15 protein-coding genes are annotated in these 14,526 nt (G+C 64.7%); 6 read left to right on the top strand and 9 right to left on the bottom strand.

Translation table 11 applies throughout. The annotated features are described in order from the left end of the window. Together AC27E8_RS05025 and AC27E8_RS05020 are read right to left on the bottom strand one after the other, a co-directional pair. Positions 1-1,761 (bottom strand): ABC transporter ATP-binding protein, encoded by a 1,761-nt coding sequence (locus tag AC27E8_RS05025; protein ID WP_487098427.1) that lies wholly within the window; start codon positions 1,759-1,761, stop codon positions 1-3. Positions 1,762-1,959: 198 nt separating this feature from the next. Next, positions 1,960-2,784 carry an AraC family transcriptional regulator gene (locus AC27E8_RS05020; protein ID WP_487098241.1) on the bottom strand — a complete coding sequence of 275 codons (825 nt, stop codon included), beginning with the start codon at positions 2,782-2,784 and terminating at the stop codon, positions 1,960-1,962. 179 nt (positions 2,785-2,963) lie between these two features. On the opposite strand from AC27E8_RS05020, the gene AC27E8_RS05015 reads away from it, so the two are divergent. From AC27E8_RS05015 to AC27E8_RS05005, 3 genes are all read left to right on the top strand, one after another. Continuing rightward, a complete protein-coding gene (locus tag AC27E8_RS05015) occupies positions 2,964-3,455 on the top strand; it encodes a helical membrane plugin domain-containing protein (RefSeq protein WP_014465293.1) in 492 nt (163 codons plus the stop codon). A 66-nt stretch (positions 3,456-3,521) separates the two neighbouring features. Then, positions 3,522-3,983: a peptide-methionine (R)-S-oxide reductase MsrB gene (gene msrB, locus AC27E8_RS05010; RefSeq protein WP_487098242.1), complete on the top strand. Its 462-nt coding sequence runs from the start codon at positions 3,522-3,524 to the stop codon at positions 3,981-3,983. An 8-nt stretch (positions 3,984-3,991) separates the two neighbouring features. Beyond that, positions 3,992-4,771 carry a YdcF family protein gene (locus AC27E8_RS05005; RefSeq protein ID WP_487098243.1) on the top strand — a complete coding sequence of 260 codons (780 nt, stop codon included), beginning with the start codon at positions 3,992-3,994 and terminating at the stop codon, positions 4,769-4,771. On the opposite strand, the gene AC27E8_RS05000 is transcribed toward AC27E8_RS05005, so the two are convergent. From AC27E8_RS05000 to AC27E8_RS04980, 5 genes are all read right to left on the bottom strand, one after another. After that, positions 4,768-5,565 (bottom strand): 3'(2'),5'-bisphosphate nucleotidase CysQ, encoded by a 798-nt coding sequence (locus AC27E8_RS05000; RefSeq protein WP_487098244.1) that lies wholly within the window; start codon positions 5,563-5,565, stop codon positions 4,768-4,770. The two genes, AC27E8_RS05005 and AC27E8_RS05000, sit on opposite strands and share 4 nt — an antisense overlap. Positions 5,566-5,659: 94 nt before the next feature. Continuing rightward, positions 5,660-6,715, bottom strand: a complete 1,056-nt coding sequence (locus AC27E8_RS04995) for a mannonate dehydratase (RefSeq protein ID WP_487098246.1) — start codon at positions 6,713-6,715, stop codon at positions 5,660-5,662. Between the two features lie 15 nt (positions 6,716-6,730). Continuing rightward, positions 6,731-7,357 (bottom strand): bifunctional 4-hydroxy-2-oxoglutarate aldolase/2-dehydro-3-deoxy-phosphogluconate aldolase, encoded by a 627-nt coding sequence (locus tag AC27E8_RS04990; RefSeq protein ID WP_487098248.1) that lies wholly within the window; start codon positions 7,355-7,357, stop codon positions 6,731-6,733. Next, on the bottom strand, positions 7,354-8,343 hold the full coding sequence (locus tag AC27E8_RS04985; protein ID WP_487098249.1) for a sugar kinase: 990 nt from the start codon (positions 8,341-8,343) through the stop codon (positions 7,354-7,356). The genes AC27E8_RS04990 and AC27E8_RS04985 overlap by 4 nt, the downstream gene beginning before the upstream one ends. A gap of 301 nt (positions 8,344-8,644) precedes the next feature. Further along, on the bottom strand, positions 8,645-9,811 hold the full coding sequence (locus AC27E8_RS04980) for a glycerate kinase (RefSeq protein WP_487098250.1): 1,167 nt from the start codon (positions 9,809-9,811) through the stop codon (positions 8,645-8,647). Positions 9,812-9,946: 135 nt separating this feature from the next. Between AC27E8_RS04980 and AC27E8_RS04975 the strand changes: the two genes are divergently transcribed. Then, positions 9,947-10,141 (top strand): hypothetical protein, encoded by a 195-nt coding sequence (locus AC27E8_RS04975; protein WP_041695416.1) that lies wholly within the window; start codon positions 9,947-9,949, stop codon positions 10,139-10,141. Between the two features lie 130 nt (positions 10,142-10,271). After that, on the top strand, positions 10,272-11,447 hold the full coding sequence (locus AC27E8_RS04970) for an MFS transporter (protein ID WP_487098252.1): 1,176 nt from the start codon (positions 10,272-10,274) through the stop codon (positions 11,445-11,447). Here AC27E8_RS04970 and AC27E8_RS04965 read toward each other — a convergent pair. Further along, entirely contained in the window at positions 11,423-11,929 is a 507-nt protein-coding gene (locus tag AC27E8_RS04965; protein WP_062305761.1) for a LabA-like NYN domain-containing protein, read from the bottom strand. The genes AC27E8_RS04970 and AC27E8_RS04965 overlap by 25 nt on opposite strands. 89 nt (positions 11,930-12,018) lie before the next feature. Continuing rightward, positions 12,019-13,218, bottom strand: a complete 1,200-nt coding sequence (locus AC27E8_RS04960) for an ROK family protein (RefSeq protein WP_487098254.1) — start codon at positions 13,216-13,218, stop codon at positions 12,019-12,021. Positions 13,219-13,398: 180 nt separating this feature from the next. Between AC27E8_RS04960 and AC27E8_RS04955 the strand changes: the two genes are divergently transcribed. Continuing rightward, positions 13,399-14,514, top strand: coding sequence for a HAMP domain-containing protein (locus AC27E8_RS04955; RefSeq protein ID WP_487098255.1), 1,116 nt, complete (start codon positions 13,399-13,401; stop codon positions 14,512-14,514). Positions 14,515-14,526 lie beyond the last annotated feature (12 nt).

Raw genomic sequence — 14,526 nt, 5'->3', positions numbered from 1 at the left:
TCAACGCTCTCCTTCCGCCATGCAAGCATTCGTGAACTGGCGCAAAGCCTCGAGATCCCTAAACTGCATGTCGTAGATCTGGCGGTACAGGCCGCCGAGATCGAGCAGTTCCTGGTGTCGGCCCCGCTCGACGATCCGACCGCCGTCGAGCACGAGGATCTCGTCCGCGTCTTTCACAGCGTTCAGTCGCTGGGCGATGAGAAGCGTCGTGGCGCGCCCTGCTCGTGCGGCGAGACGCTTCTGTATCACTTCCTCCGTCTCCATGTCGACGGCGCTCGTCGCGTCGTCCAGGATGAGAATGCGAGGCTCGGGCACGAGCGCGCGGGCGATGGAAACCCGCTGCCGCTGGCCGCCGGAAAGGCCGAGACCCCGCTCGCCCACGAGCGTGAGATACCCGTCAGGCAGCCGATGGATGAACTCGGCCGCGTCCGCCACTTCGCTTGCCTCTTGCACCCGGGCCATGTCCGCGTCCGGGCGCCCGTAGGCGATGTTGGCAAAAAGCGTCGTGGAGAAGAGGAACGCCTCCTGAAAGACGAAGCCTATTTGCCGCCGCAGGGCCTCCCGCTTCCATTGGCGCACGTCGACGCCGTCCACGAGGACCGCGCCTTCGTCCACGTCCCGGAAGCGGGGAATCAGCGAGACGAGTGTGGACTTGCCGCTTCCCGTGAGGCCGACAATCGCGAGGGTCTGGCCGGGCCGCGCGGTGAACGTGATATCGCGCAGCACGTATTCACCGCCCAGCTTGACGCTCACGCCGCGAAACTCGACGAGTCCCGCCATCGGGCGGTCCTCTTGCTCAAGAGAATCGTCGAGATCGTCCTCCTGCTCGAGGATCTCGAGGAGGCGGGCGCCGGCGGCGGTGGCTTGGGTCCAGTTGTTCAGGAAGAACCCGAGCTGCGACATGGGCCAGATCATGTACCAGATGAGCGAGAGAAAGGCGACGAGATCGCCGAGATTCATGTGGCCCGACATCACGAGCCACCCGCCGACGAGAAGGATGAGCACGACGCCGAGATTCCCGGTCAGCTCGATGGCGGGAAAGAAGGCGCGCCACAGCCTGGTCGCGCGGATGTTGGCGTCGTAATAGGCCTGATTGCGCTCCCGGAATTTGTCGATCTCGTGCGCCTCGCGCGCGAAGGACTTCACCGTGCGAACGCCCATGAGGCTCTCCTGGACGCCCGAATTGAGCCTGCCCAGCGTTTGGCGGATGGCCATGAAGACGGGGCCAATCTTCTTGTCGAAGCGGATGGCTGTCGCGGCGAGCACGGGAACGACGATGGAGAGAAGAAGGGCCAGCCGGACGTCGAGCGTGAGCATCATGCCGATGCTGAACACGATGGTCAGGAATAAGTTCACAAGGTTGTTGATGCCAAACGCGAAAAACATGCGGAAGGCGTCGAGATCGGCCGTGAGGCGAGACATGAGGTCGCCCGTGTGGATCTCGTCGTAAAACCGAAATGGCAGGTGGTTGAGTTTGCGGTACAGCTCGTTGCGCAGATCGAAAGCCGTGCGCGCGCCGAACACCTGCGCCAGGTACGCCTGCGTGAAGTTGCAGACGCCCTTGACGAGGGACGCGAGGAGGATGGCCCCGGCGAGCGGGAGCAGCAGATCCTCGCGGCGTCCGAGGATCACGCGATTCACAATGGCCTTCAGGAGATAGGGATACGCGAGCTGCAACAGGGCCGTCAAGACGAGGAAGCCGAGGCTCACCCAAAGGAGCGACAGGTACGGCCGATAAAAGCGAGATAATCGTCGGTACACGCCAGCCAAGACAGGTCTCTCCCCTTTTCGCGGCCGGAGCCGGATCAGTCGCACGCCAGACATTGAATCACAGTCGGCCGCGAAACGGGATGACGAATCTGGTTATCTTTTTCCGAATGTGGCTGGTGCGCAAACACCGCTCGTCAAGACCAAAATCAACACGTCGTTCCCATCAGAAACGGCAGGATTCACGTGTCATCACGTCGCTCGCTGGCGGAACTCGCGGGGCGAAATGCCGTATTTCTTGCGAAAGACGCGGTAGAAATAGGAGTACGAATGAAACCCGCATCGGTCGGCAATCTCCTCGAGGTTCAGGTTGCTGAAGCGCATGCGATCGCACGCCATCTGCAGTCGCACATTTTGCAGGTACTGGACGACGGTCTGACCGTAAGCCTCTTTAAAGATGTGCACGACGCGCGAGACCGAGAGCCCGACGGCGTTGGCGACGTCCGAGAGCGACAGGTCTTCCGCCGCATGCCGCTCGATATAGGCTCGAATGCGCTCCGCTGCGATAGGGACGGGCGTGGCGCGCTTCGGATCGTAGCCATATTTGTCAAACGTGAGGCACAGCGACCGGAGCAAGTAGTCGCAGAGCTCTTGGTCCGGCTTGCCCGGCCGGCGGTATTCCTCGATGAGCTGGCGCCAGAGATACACGCAGTTTTCGTGTAGCGCCAGGCGCAAGTGCCGCTTCCTCGGCCGATGGTTCCACCATTCATCGACCCACGGGCCGTTGCAGAACAAGTACAGATCGGTCGACAAGTGCTCGCCCGGGCGTTCCCCCTCGTCCGGCTCGATTCGCAGCTCGTACGGTTCCCCTGCCGGAAAGAGGAGCAGGTCCCCTGCGCTGACCACCATCGATGCACCGGACGTCGTGACGACCGCATGGCCGTCGAGCTGAAGGCGAAACAGGTAGCAGTCGAGCCCTTGGTGCACCGTCTGCACGAAGGGGGTATCGTGCTCCGCAAATCCTGCGCCGAGAAGCCAGGCTTCAGGCTCTCGGCTCGCGCGACTCCCTCGAGACACGAAGCCATTCACTCCCATCGCGAGGCCATCTGCCCACGCAGATCTCGCGTTCTTCATGGCATCCTCTATTAGACATCGGGCCTCGCGTCCACTATACTGAGCAGTGGAATCGAGAGTCCCAGACAATCACAACCAAGCACGCAGTTCTACGGTGCAAGGCGCAAGGAGGCTCATCCGTCGTGAGTGAGACGCAACAGATGCAAGAGACGCTGGATGTGTCGGACATTCTGCTGGATCCGTCCGTTCAACGGTCGTTGAACCACGTGCTCGAACGGTTGCCGCAGATCGCCAAGCTGGTGGAGGCGCTGACGGCCGATGAGCGCACGCTCGAAAGCCTCACCGCCATCGTCGAACACCTCCCCCAACTCGCGAAGTTGGTCTACCTCGTCAGCCGCGTGTCTCAGGCCGTGGAAGACGTCATCACGGACGGAGACTCGCTCGAAGGATTCGGCAAGCTCGCCAAACAGATGGTCGAACCGGCCGTGGGCCCCGCGAAGAAGCTGCTCGATGCGTACAAGGTGGCCAAGGAGCGCGCCGAACACGACACTACCACGTACAGCGTGTTCAGCCTGCTGAAACTCCTCAAGGAGCCCGTGGTGCAGAAGAACCTCCGCATCGTCTCCGCCATGCTCGAGGAACTCGGCAAAGACGAGTCCCACGGCCACCATTGAGCCTGTGGCGATCGCGTCGGACCGTCAAGGCGCGATCGCCCCGCCTGACGAGAGGGAGAGATGGCCATGAGCGAATCCCAGCGCAAGTGGAACAAAGAGGAGCTGCGAAAGCGCCTGACGCCGCTTCAGTACGCCGTGACCCAAGAAAACGCGACGGAGCCGCCGTTTCAGAACGAGTACTGGAACCACCACGAGGAGGGCCTGTACGTCGACATCGTGTCCGGGCAACCGCTCTTCTCGTCGAGAGACAAGTTCGACTCCGGCTGCGGCTGGCCCAGCTTCACGAAGCCCATTTCACAGGACGCCGTGGTGGAACGGCTGGACCTCAGCCACGGCATGATCCGCACCGAGGTCCGCAGCCGCGACGCAGACGCGCACCTGGGGCACGTGTTTCCCGACGGCCCCATCGACAAGGGCGGTCTCCGCTACTGCATCAACTCGGCGGCGCTCCGCTTTATCCCGAAGCAGGACCTCGAAAAGGAAGGGTACGGCGAATACCTCACGCTGTTTGAGGACGGCGAGGACTGATTCCCCCTATGCTGTGGGCCGTCAAGCTGGCGGAGAGCCTCGCCCTGCCGCCGGGCCTCTTCGCCACCCTCACGTTGGTCTTGGCCGTTCTCCTCGCACGCCATCGCCGCAGATTTGCCATCGCGTTGGCCGCCGTGTCGCTGGCCTTCGCTGCCGCGTGCACGACGGCCGTCGGCAATTGGCTTCTCATCCCTCTCGAACGCGCTTACGCGCCGCCTGCGCGTCCCACAGGTGACGCCATCGTGGTGCTCGGCGCGGGCTTTTCGGCGGCCACGCCGGATTTCGCCGATCCCGCCCTCGACACCGGCACCCTGTACGGCGACTCAGGCGAGCGCGTCCTCGCCGCGGCGGCCCTGTACCGCGAGCTGCACCTGCCCATCGTCCTTTCCGGCGGGCCCCTCATCCGCGCGAACGGAAAATCCTACGCGTTTGCGCTCATCGCCGCGCGCGATCTCGCCGCACTCGGCGTGCCACCGCGCGACCTCTACGTGGACGCCACGAGCCGGACGACTGAGGAGAACGCCGAACACACGGCCGTCATCCTGCGCAGACTCCACCGCTTGCACCCCGTTCTCGTCGCATCGGCGGCGCAGATGGCGCGCGCCGTCATGGACTTTCGGCGCGTCGGCGTGGCGGTCGAGCCGTACCCGGTCGGCTATGTCGCGAGCTCCGTCCCCACGCCCCTCGGGTACGCGTGGCTGCCCTCGCAGGCGGGCCTCGACGAGACCTACACCGCGCTGCACGAAGACCTCGGCATCCTCGCCGCGCGCCTGCACCTCCACGGCTAGGCGCGCCGTGGGGCGTGCCGCTCCAGCAGCAGGGCGAGATCGCCGTACGCCTCGCGCGTGGCCGCCACGATGCCGCGGGTGAGCGTGTGCGGCTGGTTGAAGCGAAACGGTCGCCCGGCGCCGTCGTGCACCCGGCCGCCCGCCGCCAGGACAAGCGCGACGCCTGCCGCGATATCCCACTCGTGTTTGGGGCCGAGGCTGAACGTGCCATCCGCCTCGCCCGCCGCGACGAGCGCGAGCTTGTACGCGATGGAGCCCACCGCCCGGACGTCGAGGACGCCGGCAAACGGCTCGAACTCGCCGCGGTTCATCTCCGACCGGCTGCCGAGAATCGTGAGCCGCTCGCCGCGGATGCGGGAACAGGCCATGGGCGTTCCATTCCGCCATGCGCCGAGGCCCACCGCGCCGAGAAACAGATCCCCCGTCGCGGGATTCACCACCGCGCCCGCCACCGGCTCGCCGTCCCGCGCGAGCGCCACCGAGATGGCGTACTCGGGAATGCGTCGGACGAACTCCCTCGTGCCGTCAATGGGATCGACAATCCACACCCAGCTTTTCCTCAGGCGATCCGGCCGATCCTTCGTCTCCTCCGACAGCCAACCCGCCTCCGGAAGGAGCGCGAGCAGCCGCTCTTTCAGAAACGCGTCACAGGCGAGATCGGCTGTCGTGACCGGATCTCGCCTCTCTTCTGGATTCTTGAATTGCGTATCGAAGCCCTGCCTGGCGATGTCCTCCACCAGGCGGCCTGCCTCCTGCACGACCTCCGCCAGGCCGTCGAGCCATGCCTTGTCCATGCGCCCCTCCGACTCCTTGAGCACCTCGTGCCCAGATCAACACCCGCCTTCCATTATACCGGCGGTGTAAAGCGGAGCGGCGCAGACCACTGCGTCAGACTCTGTTCTCGACGAACGCACGGGACGCCTCCCAGAGGCCGTTCAGATACGTGAGGCCGAGCGCGCGATCGTACAGGCCGTAGCCGGGGATGCCCGTCTCGCCCCAGATCATCCGGCCGTGATCCGGCCGCGCCGGGCCCTGGTAGTCGAGCCGCGCGAGAATGGCCACGAGTTCCGCCATGTCGACCGATCCGTCCCGCGACAGGTGGCCGGACTCGTAAAACGATTTTTCGCCGACGCGCTTCACGTTTCGCAGGTGGACGAAGTGAAGCCGATTGCGCTCGCCGAGATCGCGCAGGATGGCGGGCAGGTCGTTCTCGGCGCTCGCGCCAAGCGAACCCGAGCAGAAGCACACGCCGTTTGCGGGCGAATCGCAGATCTCGAACATGCGCAGAAACGACGCGTGCCGGCCGATGATGCGAGGGATGCCGATGACGGGCCAGGGCGGATCGTCCGGATGGATAGCCAGGCGAATGCCTACCTCTTCCGCGACGGGCGCGACGGCGCGCAGGAAATAGGCGAGGCTGTCCCAGAGTCCCTCGTCGCCCCGCTCCCGGTACTCGTCCCGCAGCCGGCGCAGTTTCTCGCCGTCCTCGTCGATGTTCCAGACCGGCAGCTTCACCCGACCCGACAGGAGCGCCGCTTCGTCCACCTCGTCGTGGAAATACGCGAGCGAGTTCGATCCGTCCGGCAGCGGATAGGCGAGCGAGGTGCGCATCCAGTCGAAGAGCGGCATGAAGTTGTAGCAGACCGTGTCGATCCCGGCCTTCGCGAGCCGCCTGAGCGTCTGTTGGTACGCTTCGATGTACCTGTCGCGCGCCGGGCGCCCGAGCTTGATGTCCTCGTGCACCGGCACGCTCTCGATGACGGTCAGGCGAAAGCCGAGTGACTCCACCCGGCGCACCAGCTCGCGGATCTCGTCTTCGGGCCACACTTCGCCTGGCGGCACGTGGTAGAGCGCGGAGACGATGCCGACGCACCCTGGAATCTGCCGGATCTTTTCGAGCGTGACGGGATCGTCCGGGCCGTACCAGCGAAAGGAAAGTTGCATCCGCAGTCCCTCCCCTCAGCCGCGCACGAGGCGGACCAGGCGCTCCGCCCGCTTCGCGATGGACGCGTAGTCCCGGGCCTCGAGATCCGCCTTCGGGAAGAGTGAACTGCCAACGCCCACGGCCACTGCACCCGCGTCGAGGAAGGCGCGCGCATTGTCCTCGCCCACGCCGCCCGTCACCATGGCCTTAAGATCCTTGAACGGACCGCGGAGATCGCGCAGATAGCCCGGGCCGACGAGGCTGCCAGGGAAGATCTTCACCGCCTGCGCGCCGTGCCGAAGCGCCGCGGCGACCTCCGTCGGCGTGAGCACGCCCGGCACCATCGGGACGCCCCATTCTTTAGCGGCTTTCATCAGGTCGGGATCGAGGTGCGGAGACACGAAGAACGACGCGCCCGCCTCCTTCGCCGCCTGCATCTGGTCGCGCGTGAACACGGTGCCTGCGCCAAGCAGGACGCGATCGCCCAACGCCTCGCGCGTCCGCCGGATGAGGTCCGCGCCGTCCGGCGCGTCCATGGTCACCTCGATGGCTCGCACTCTGCCGTCGACGAGCGCACGCACGACGTCGAGAAACGTGTCCGACGGCAACCGCCGCAGGACCGCGACAATCTTCTCCTGTTCCAGCATCGATACCACGTTCATCGCTCCACGCCTCCCTGGCCCTCGAGATACGACATGGCCTCGCGCCACGTCGGGTAGCCGTCATAATCCCCCTCGGCGGTCACGGCGCACGCGCCGACGAGGGCCGCCAGCCGCAGCGCCTCCTCGGTGGTCCAGCCCTTCATCCGCCCCGCAATGAATCCCGCGTTGAAGCCATCCCCCGCGCCGACCGTGTCCACCACGTTCGAGACGGGCCACGCCGGCACGTGGAGTACGCCGCCATCCGACAGCCACTCCGCCCCTTCCGCGCCCCGCTTGACGATCACGCCTTCACCAGCAAAGCCCATGTCCCGGATGGACGCCCAGACCTCCTGAGCGCGTGCCGTGCCAAGCAGCAACTCCGCCTCCGTGTCACCTAAAAAGAGCCACGTGACGTTCGGCGCGACTTGCGCCAAGAGCGCCCGCCACGCGTCTTCCGGCGCCAGCTTGAGGCGCACGTTGATGTCAAACGAGACCGTGGCGCCACATCGCCGGGCCGCCTCCACGAGCGCATCGCTCGCCGCGCGGGCCGCCTCACCGATCATCCAGGTGATGCCCGTCCCGTGCACCCACGCAATTTCGCCCGACGCAAGCCACTCCTCGGCTGAATACGTCGCGAACCCTTCCTCGGCCATGGCGGACTGGCTTCGGTAGTAGAACACCTCGGTCCGCCCGTCGATCCCTGCCCACTGTTTGAAGTAGATCCCCGTTGGGCACCGGTGGGAAGCTGTCACGAGTCGGTCATCCACGCCTTCCTCGCGCAGCGCACGGCGGATCTGTTCGCCAAACGGATCATCGCCCACCTTCGCCATGTACGCGACGGGGACCTCCAATCGCGCGAGGCCGACTGCGGTGTTCAGTTCCGCGCCGGCACAACCCGTGTGAAAGCGGCGCACCTGGTGCAGTTTCCCGGCGCCATCCGGTACGCAGACCACCAGCGGTTCTCCAAATGTCAAGACGCGCAATTCGCTCGGTTCTCGATCCGCCATCTCGCCCCTCCTCGCCGACAGGCTCGACCAGCGCGCCAAGCGGTGCGCACGGCGCACAACCGCCACGAGCCTGTGCCAGCTCTTGTATACTTGTGTGTTAGAAGATGTGAAAGAATGAGGGCGAGATCGCCCACAAAGCCATTGTAGCATGAACGCGGCAGATGCGGTTCGACCCACGACAGGTGCCAAAGCGGCCATAGTGCAGGCCGGTCGGCAACACGGGCACGCGCGAGACCCGCGGCGCGAGGCGTACCGCTCAGGGTGTACGATGAAGGATTCGCGCCCTTCGGCTGACGCGGACCTACGGCTTGCCTGCGCGGCCAGCGAGCCACGCGCGAACGGCGTTCTCCGTCGCCGATGCGAGAAGCGACGTGGCGTTCGCCATGGCCTCGTCCAGCGAGATGGGCCCTGGCGCGATGGAGAACATGGCGGATACGCCGTGCTCGTACAGCTGCTCGGCGCCCGGGCCGATGGCCCCGGAGATACAGAACACCGGCACGCCGCGGGCTTGCGCGCGGCGTGCCACACCCGCCACGGCTTTGCCGCGCGCGGTCTGGCCGTCGGTGCGGCCCTCGCCGGTGAGGACGAGCGCGGCTCGCTGAAGGGCGTGATCGAACCCGACGGCGTCGAGCACGAAATCAATGCCGGACACGCGCGTGGCGCCTAGAAGGTAGAGCGCGAAGCCAAGGCCGCCTGCGGCGCCTGCGCCGGGCAAGTCCGCCGCCTGGCGCCCGAACTCCGCCTCACACAATGCCGCGATGTGCGTCAGCTCAGCGTCCAAGTAGGGCACGTCTTCCGCAGGAACGCCCTTCTGCGGCCCGAAAATGGTGGTGGCCCCGTTTTCGCCCGCGAGCGGGTTGTCGACGTCGCACACGGCGAGCATCTCGGCGCCGCGGAGGCGCTCGTCGAGGCCAGACACGTCGACGCGCACCACGCGGTGAAACTCCGCCGGCACCGGGGGCACGTCCTGGCCCGCATCATCGAGGAATCGTACGCCGAGCGCCGCGAGCATGCCGACGCCCGCGTCGTTCGTGGAGGATCCCCCGAGCGCGACGGCGATGCGGCGATAGCCCATGTCGAGCGCGTGCCGGATCATCTCGCCGACCCCGACCGTGGTCCGGCGCCAGACGTCCGCGCCCGAACGGAGGGCGTCCGGCAGGCCGACGGCCTCCGCGCACTCGACGACGGCGGTGCCATCGGGGAGGGCAAGGAAACGGCCTTGCTTAGGTTGGCCGCTCGCGGTCGTGACGACTACCGATAACCAACGCGCATTGGTAGAGGTCGCGATCGCATCGAGTGTACCCTCGCCGCCGTCGGCGATGGGAAGGAGGCTGAACTCCGCAGCTCGACAAGCGCGGTGGGCGCCTTCCGCCATGGCTCGGGCGGCCTCGACCGCCGTGAGACAGCCCTTGAAGGAATCGGGGGCGAGGAGGAGGGGCGCGATCCCATTCCCCGTCGCTTGAGACACGTTCCACGCCGCCTTTCGAGAAAACCTGAGTGCTCACGAGAATCTCGCGTTTCCTCTCTGTATTCGCCGGCTGGACGCGATCGTCCTCCCACTCCCGCGCTATAATGAAACCGTTACCGAATCGAGGTGAGGCGCATGAATCGGAACTGGCTGCGCATCCTCTCCATCGCCATCCCGGTGGCATGCCTCGTGGTCTCGGCCATCACGGCGCGCTGGGGCCTTCTTTTCCTGTGCATCACCCCTGCGTTTCTCCAGTGGGGCTTTGGCATCGGGGAGCGCAAGCGGAAACACGGGGATGATCAACAAAACCCGCCATGGGGCGGGTCATGAACGGCGATTCCTTCGCTTGTCGCGCTCCGCTTGCGCACTTCTCCAGATAAATAAGCCCAGCATCGCGAGGCCCAGAAGTTCAAACATCGCTTGCATGACACACACCTCGCATGGAAAGGATGGCCGCCCCATGGGCAACCGCATCCCGCTGTTTTACGCCGTGACGGCACTGTACTGGTTTTCGACCTACACGTACGTGCCGCTTCTGTCGCCGTACGTCGTTGCCATCGGGGGATCGCTCAGCATGGCGGGGATGGTCGTAGGCTCCTATGGCTTCTCGCAGATGCTCGTGCGGGTGCCCATCGGCGTGTGGTCCGACAACATTCGCACCCGGAAGCCCTTCGTGATCGCGGGCGGCGCCATCGGCATGCTGTCGAGCCTAGGCTTCGCTGTAACTCATTCCGTCCTCTGGGCGCTCACGTTCCGCCTTCTCGCCGGCATCGCAGCCGGTTGCTGGGTCGTCTTCACCGTGCTCTACGCGAGCTATCACCAACCCGACGAGGCGCCGAAGGCGATGGGCGTCCTCAGCTTCTACACCTCCATTGGCCAGCTCGCGGCATCGACGCTCGGCGGCGTGATGGCCGAGCGATACGGCTGGCACGCGGCCTTCTGGCTCGGCGCCGCCGGTGGACTCGCAGCCACCCTCCTCGCCTGTTTCATCGTCGACAAGCCTCCCGCGCGCAATCAAGCCGGCATCCGCATCGCCGACATGCTGACGGTCGGGCGGGATCGCATTGTCCTCGGCGTTTCGTTCCTCGCGGTCCTCGCGCAGGTCGTGACCTTCACCACGATGTTCGGCTTCACGCCGGAGCAGGCGACGCGCCTTGGGGCGAACAAGGCCGATCTCAGCTGGCTCACGCTCGCGGCCACGCTCCCCAACGCCATCGCGTCGTACTTCAGCGGCAGCTTGTTCTCGCGCTGGATGGGCGAGCGGAACGTGGTGGCGAGCGGATTCGCCATTGCGGCGCTCTTTACGGCGGCGATTCCACTCTGCCACGCCCTTCCGCTTCTGTACGTCACCCAAGCCGTGAACGGCTTTGGCCAAGGACTGTGCATGCCCGTGCTCATGGGCCTCGCTATCCGCCACATCGAGGCGGGCCGCCGCGCGACGGCGATGGGCTTCTATCAGGCCATCTACGCCATCGGCATGTTCGGCGGGCCCGCCGTCGTCGGTTGGCTGGGCGATCACGTCGGCCTCAGCCGCGGCTTCCTCGCCGTTGCCGCGACGAGTTTAGTCGCCTGCGCCCTCACGTTCGCGCTCGCGCCCGGGCGGGCGGCACGTCACGTGGTCACGCGCTCCAGCTGATCGCGCAGCGTATTGACGTCGATGAAATGCATCCCGGCCACCATGCGGAGTTCAGACGCGATAAATCCGGCGGTGGAGAGCACGATGAATTTTTTGCCACGGGCCCGCAACAGCTGGAGGGCCCGCTCAAAGTCGCCATCTCCACTGACCAGGATGGCCATGTCGTAATTGTCAATGGTATTGAACATGTCCAGCACAATCTCGATGTCCAGGTTGGCTTTTCGCGTGATGGACCCATCCTCCTGGACGATTTCCTTGATGTCTTTGGTCACGATGGAGTACCCGCTGTACGCGAGCATGTCCAAATACTTCTGCTCCCGGACGTCGCTCGGAGAACTTCTTCCTATATAGTAGAACGCGTCCACCAGTTCGCCTTTGCTCTTGGCCCACTCCAACAACTTCTGCGCGTCGATGGTCCACTTCAGTTTGTCTCGCTGCATGTAGTAGTAGTTCGCACCATCGACGAAGAGCGAAACTCTCATCTTCCGATGACTCCTTTTCTCTGGTTGGCTCGGCGCTTACGCTGTGGTGCAAACCAGGTTGCCCAAGTCCCTGTGTCGAAGGGGCGCGATCACGTCGGCATCGGCTCCATAGCAGAAGCAAACAACGTCTCGTGCACGGCGAGGAGCGAGGCGCCGATGGCCACGGCGTGCTGACTCCCCACGCGCACGGGGATCTGCTTGTTTTGGAGCAGCGCGCGGTGCTTGATGACGCGCTCCACTTCAGGGAGCACGAACGTGGCAGCGCGCGCCACACTCCCCCCGAGGATGACCTCGTCGGGGTTAAGCAGGTTCAAGAGATTAGCAATGCCAAGGCCAAGATGCTGCCCCAGCGAATGAAACGCGCGAATGCACGCGCGATTGTCGTTCTGAGCCTGTTCCAACGCCTGCTCGAGCAGCGATTCGCGCAGATTCAACGCGGACAAATCCGCGCCGGCTTCGCGCAAATACCTCATCAGACCGCGCTCGGAAGCGTACTCCTCCCAACATCCGTAACTGCCACACATGCACGCTGAACCCATGGGATTGATGGTCATGTGGCCCGCCTCGCCCGCGATGCCATCCCGGCCGCGGTATAGCTTTCCCTCGATGACGATCCCGGCCCCAATGCCGAGTCCCATGTTCACAAACACGAGGTTTTTGAGCTTCATGGCCTGCGCCATGTACTCGTTCCAGGCGCCGCAGTTGGCGTCGTTGTCGAGAAAGAGCGGGATATCGACGCTCCGGCCGAGATCGGCGAGAATCTCCCATTCGCCGACAAAGGCGCTCGGGAGGTAGTACACGGCACCCCGGCGGAAGTCCACCATGCCCGGAAGCGCGAGGCACGCACCGAGGAGTCCGTACGGGCTCGGAGGAGCCGCGGCGATGGCCTTCCGCAGCTCCTCCTCAATCGCCTCGAGCAACACAGCTCGCACGTCCTGCGCCTCGGAAAGCCCTAGGGCCCGCACCTGGCGATACACCGGCTCGCCGCGGATGTTACACACGACCGTCGTCATGTGCGACAGTTGTACGTCCACGCCGATGGCGTACGCCGCATTGGCGTTGAAGCGAAGAAGGATGGGCTTGCGTCCGCCGCTCGAGGATCCATACCCGACCTCGAGCACCAACTGCTCCGCAATCAACTCATCCACGATATTCGACACGGTGGCCTTGTTCAGGCCGGTCATCTGCGAGATGTCGATGCGCGAGGTGGTCCGGAGATCGCGAATCAGCTTGAGGACCGTGGCGCGGTTCATTCGGCGCATGGCCGAAGCGTCGACGTTGGCGTGCAACCCTCGGTCACCCCTCGAATTGGCGGCCCCATTGCCTCGCATGGCGGACGATGCGTCCGTCTATTGCAAAGCCCCGCGGAATGCCCTAGCATGAAGGTCATAGAATGCGAGAATGGCACGTTACGTATCAGTATACGCCGTCCGGCGGTTGAACAGAAGTGGGACGGAGGAGGAGCCCGCTTGACCCTGTTTCGCAAACTCGTCATCCTGTTCAGCGTCGTGATCCTCGGCACCCTTTCCGCCACGCTGACCATCGTCTATTTCAAGAGCCGCGAGAGCATTATTGACCTATCGAAGGAGAAAGCGGTTTCTATTGTCCAGACCATCGACTCGGCGCTCCTCAGCGACGTCCCGGACTATCAGTTCGAGTCCGTGCTGCTCAATCTGAAACGACAAAATCCGGATCTGGTTTCGTTCGACATCTACAAATTAAACGACTTTCTGTACGACATCGCGTCGACGGATCCTCGCCGCATCGGCAGCCAGGCGTCCCCTTCGAGCACCATCGCGCTCGGCGAGCGGAGAATCCTCACATCCCTCGAGGGTTCCACTATCGATCTCGTCGTGCCCCTCACAGGCTACGCCGGCATGCAATACAGCGCGAACGTCCGCTTGTCCATCGCGTCAGATTTGGCCTCGTTGCAGAGCCTCCTCACGGACATTCTGGTGGCAGGCGCCTGCGCCTTGCTCGTGGCCGTCGCGTGCGCGTGGCTGTTCACGCGGCAGGTGCTGTCGAAGCCACTGCAGTCCATGATGGACGCGGCCAACGAGATTGCTGCGGGCAATTTTTCCGTGACGCTTTACGCCTCACGGCGCAAGGACGAATTGGGAAGCCTCGCGCGCGGCTTCGAGCGCATGGCGCGGAGCCTGCAACAGCTGGTGTCTCAGATGGGGGAGACCGCGGAAGAGCTGTACAGCGACTTCAAGCAACTCATCGAAAATGGCGACTACACCGCCCACGGCGCGCTGCACATGGCGGACGTGTTGCAGCACGTGCGCGACGGGATCGAGCGCGTCATGGCCAACGTGCGCCAGTTGGACGGGCACCTTGCGGAAGCGGCAGCAGCAAGCGCAGAGACGCGCCGCTCACGGAGCAACGAGCCGGATTTCGAACCCATGCGGCGGACCGTGAGCCGGCTCATGGACGACCTCGCGCAGGTGATGCGCGATCTCGACGGCCTGTCCACGACAGCGCGGGGGCAACTGTCCGCGGTGCAGCAGGTGAACCGGACGGCCGGCCGGCTGAGCGAGCGCGCGAGCGAGCTCCATCAGCTGATGGCGAGCTTCGAAGTGTAGAAGGCGGAGGTG

The sequence above is a fragment of the Alicyclobacillus sp. CIJ1 genome (assembly GCF_057538885.1).
The sequence above is the reverse complement of the archived record's forward strand: the minus strand, read 5'-3'. Positions and strand labels throughout refer to the sequence as shown.

Coding starts and splice junctions, on each gene's coding strand:
- msrB (WP_487098242.1), top strand. CDS start 3,522: ATGAGCGAATCCCAGCGCAAGTGGAACAAAGAGGAGCTGCGAAAGCGC.
- AC27E8_RS05005 (WP_487098243.1), top strand. CDS start 3,992: ATGCTGTGGGCCGTCAAGCTGGCGGAGAGCCTCGCCCTGCCGCCGGGC.
- AC27E8_RS05000 (WP_487098244.1), bottom strand. CDS start 5,565: ATGGACAAGGCATGGCTCGACGGCCTGGCGGAGGTCGTGCAGGAGGCA.
- AC27E8_RS04995 (WP_487098246.1), bottom strand. CDS start 6,715: ATGCAACTTTCCTTTCGCTGGTACGGCCCGGACGATCCCGTCACGCTC.
- AC27E8_RS04990 (WP_487098248.1), bottom strand. CDS start 7,357: ATGAACGTGGTATCGATGCTGGAACAGGAGAAGATTGTCGCGGTCCTG.
- AC27E8_RS04985 (WP_487098249.1), bottom strand. CDS start 8,343: ATGGCGGATCGAGAACCGAGCGAATTGCGCGTCTTGACATTTGGAGAA.
- AC27E8_RS04975 (WP_041695416.1), top strand. CDS start 9,947: ATGAATCGGAACTGGCTGCGCATCCTCTCCATCGCCATCCCGGTGGCA.
- AC27E8_RS04970 (WP_487098252.1), top strand. CDS start 10,272: ATGGGCAACCGCATCCCGCTGTTTTACGCCGTGACGGCACTGTACTGG.
- AC27E8_RS04965 (WP_062305761.1), bottom strand. CDS start 11,929: ATGAGAGTTTCGCTCTTCGTCGATGGTGCGAACTACTACTACATGCAG.